The organism is Thermoleptolyngbya sp. M55_K2018_002 (assembly GCF_015295965.1).
Taxonomy (GTDB): Bacteria; Cyanobacteriota; Cyanobacteriia; order Elainellales; family Elainellaceae; genus Thermoleptolyngbya; species Thermoleptolyngbya sichuanensis.
This window is the reverse complement of record NZ_DVEA01000290.1, coordinates 1-2,580: the sequence shown is the minus strand read 5'-3', so window position 1 is coordinate 2,580 and position 2,580 is coordinate 1. Positions and strand designations below refer to the sequence as shown.

3 protein-coding genes and 1 pseudogene are annotated in these 2,580 nt (G+C 60.2%); 1 reads left to right on the top strand and 3 read right to left on the bottom strand.

What is annotated here, in order from left to right; all coding sequences use genetic code 11:
• From IGS51_RS15000 to IGS51_RS14990, 3 genes are all read right to left on the bottom strand, one after another.
• On the bottom strand, positions 1-461 hold a 461-nt coding region (locus IGS51_RS15000; protein WP_367279347.1), incomplete at its 3' end, for a PhnE/PtxC family ABC transporter permease.
• A gap of 16 nt (positions 462-477) precedes the next feature.
• Positions 478-1,236, bottom strand: coding sequence for a phosphonate ABC transporter ATP-binding protein (locus tag IGS51_RS14995; RefSeq protein WP_172356872.1), 759 nt, complete (start codon positions 1,234-1,236; stop codon positions 478-480).
• Complete coding sequence (locus IGS51_RS14990) at positions 1,236-2,168, bottom strand: putative selenate ABC transporter substrate-binding protein (RefSeq protein WP_297079400.1); 933 nt, start codon at positions 2,166-2,168, stop codon at positions 1,236-1,238. Before IGS51_RS14990 ends, IGS51_RS14995 begins: the two co-directional genes overlap by 1 nt.
• Positions 2,169-2,340: 172 nt before the next feature.
• On the opposite strand from IGS51_RS14990, the pseudogene IGS51_RS14985 reads away from it, so the two are divergent.
• Positions 2,341-2,580, top strand: a pseudogene (locus IGS51_RS14985) (AMP-binding protein); the annotation flags it as partial.

The following is a 2,580-nucleotide window of genomic DNA, read 5'->3' as shown; positions in this document are numbered from 1 at the left end:
TTTAGCCCCAGAATATTCAAAAAAAACAGGCCCCAGAGGAGTTCATGAATCGCCCTGGGAACCGCCAGCAGCCCGCGAATCAGCAGCCAAAGGGGAGCCGCCCACGCGCCGCCCGCCGCCCTCGGCAACACCGTCCGCCACCAAGTTTCCGACGACAGCACGCCGCCCACCAGCCCTAGCGCCACACTCAGGGTCGTGCCGCAGACTGCATAGGCAAAGGTGACAAAAGTTGCCCTGGCAATTACCTCTAGAAAGTCGCGGCTGAGGTCGGGCCGCAGGCTGCTGGCCCAAAACTCCACAAACTGGCCCCAGCCGCCGGGGTTGACTAGGGTCGCGTCTGGTCGTCCGATGCCCGTGGCGTAGAGCGAAAGGGCGATCGCCCCCAGCATTACCAATCCCCACCCGTTGCGGCGGTTCAGCCAGGGGGGAGGCGGTGGGAGGGCAGTGGGTGCAGCGGGCATCGGGGTGCAGAAACGGTTAAAGGACAGGCTGCTCTAGGCGGTATAACTCGTGGATCATCGCGTCCGTCACTTGGGCAGGCGGCGCGTCGAACTGAATCTGCCCCTGCCGCAGCCCCACCAGCCGCGTGCAGTACTGAAACGCATATTCGATATCGTGCAAGCTGATCACCAGCGTTTTGCCACTCTGCTCTGTCAGGCGGCACAGCAGCGCCATCAGGTCGTGGGCGCGGGCCGGGTCGAGGCTGGCGATCGGCTCATCTGCCAGGATGGCCACCGGATCTTGCACCAGCACACGGGCGATCGCCACTCGCTGCTGCTCGCCGCCCGATAGCCGATCGGTGCGAACATACAGCTTCTCGGCAATGCCAACCTGAGCCAGCGCCCGTGCAGCGATCTCTACCGACTGGGGCCACAGCAGCGACCAAGCGGCCTTGGCCAGCGACCAGCGTCCTAGGTGTCCGGCATTGACGTTGTGAATCACCGACAGATTGGTGACGAGGTGATGCTGCTGATAGACCGTCCCAATTTGCCGCTGCACCCGCCGTCGCTGCCGAGGCGACAGCCGCCGCAGGTCTTGCCCCAGCACCGTCACCTGCCCCGCCGATGGCAGCAGCGTCCCGTTCAGCAGACTCAGCAGGGTGCTCTTGCCCGCGCCGCTGGGGCCAATCAGCGCAACCCTTTCCCCAGCAGCAATGCTCAGGTTCACCTCGGCCAGAGCCGTGAGCCCCTGAAACTGGCGCGTCACCTGGCTGAGGTAAAAAATGGGCGGGCCCATCACTGGATCTTGCCAATCTGGCGACCGACAGACTCAATCTGCGAGTAGTTCTCGTTTTTTGTGGGAATAAACTTTGCCGCGCCAAACAGCCCCAGCACCTCTTTCTGGTCTGGGTTCGCCGGGTCTAGCTCCGTAAATGCCACCTGCACCTTTTGGATGAAGCCCTGGCCGTAGCGCTCTTCCACCTCTGGGCTAATCACCCAGTGATAGTCGTAGTAGGGCGGCGTGGTCCAAATCACCTGCACCTTATTGGTGTCTACTGCACCCTCCGCCACTCGCGATTCCCAGACTTGAGAATTCAGTGCGCCGACTTCGTAGGTTCCTGCTTCCACCAGCTTGATGGTGGCATCGTGATTGCCCGAAAAGCCCACTTCCCCTTTGAAATCTGACAACGTCATGCCTGCCTGCTGAATGAAATATTGCGGCATCAGCCGACCAGAGGTAGAAGATTCGCTGCCAAAGGTGAGGGTGCGCCCTTTGAGCGTGTTAAGGTCTTTGAGGTCAGTAAAGGGCGCAATGCCGCTCTGGGTGTTGGCAATGAAGACGCTGGTGAATTGTTCGTCGATGTCGCGCTGGGCGATCGCCTGGGCCCCCGGCACTTGCAGCCGCGCCTGCACACCCGTCAGCCCACCAAACCACACCAGATCTAGATCACCCACCTTGAAGGCCGTGACCGCAGCCGCATAGTCCGTAACGGGCTGATACTTCACGGGCACGCCCAGCTTTGATTCTAGATAGGCAGCCAGCTTCTCGGCCTGTCGCTGCACCTTTTCGGGGTCTTGGTCGGGAATCGAGCCAACCACCAGGGGGGCGGCAGTTCCGGCAGGTGAACCAGTTTCAGGGTTTTGGGCGGTCGGGCTACCCGCGCAGGCATTCACCAAAAGCACTGCCAAAGTGCCCAACAACAATGAGCGGCGTTTGAAGGAGGTCATCATCAGGTTAATGGCTTATGTAAAACTCTGTCTTGTGCTGTCTTGATGGACGACGTTTTGCATTCTGTCTAGCATCCAGTCTTGGATTCTATCAGGTCTGCCTGCAGAACTTGAGTATCTGGCCCAGTCAGACTACCCTTCAGAGGGTGTCCAAAAGCTGCCTAGTCCAAAGATGAGCGATTTTATTCATTTGACACCGGAACCGTCTAACCTGGTCGAGTTGTTGGAGCGGCGATCGCACGCTCATCCAGACCGACGGGCGTTCATCTTTTTGCAGGATGGCGAAACCGAAGCGGGACACCTGACCTACGCCGGGTTATACCAGCAGGCGACCGAAATGGCGGCCTGGCTCCAGCACCAGCTTGTACCGGGCGATCGCCTGACGCTGGTCTATTCCTACGAGGCGGCGCTG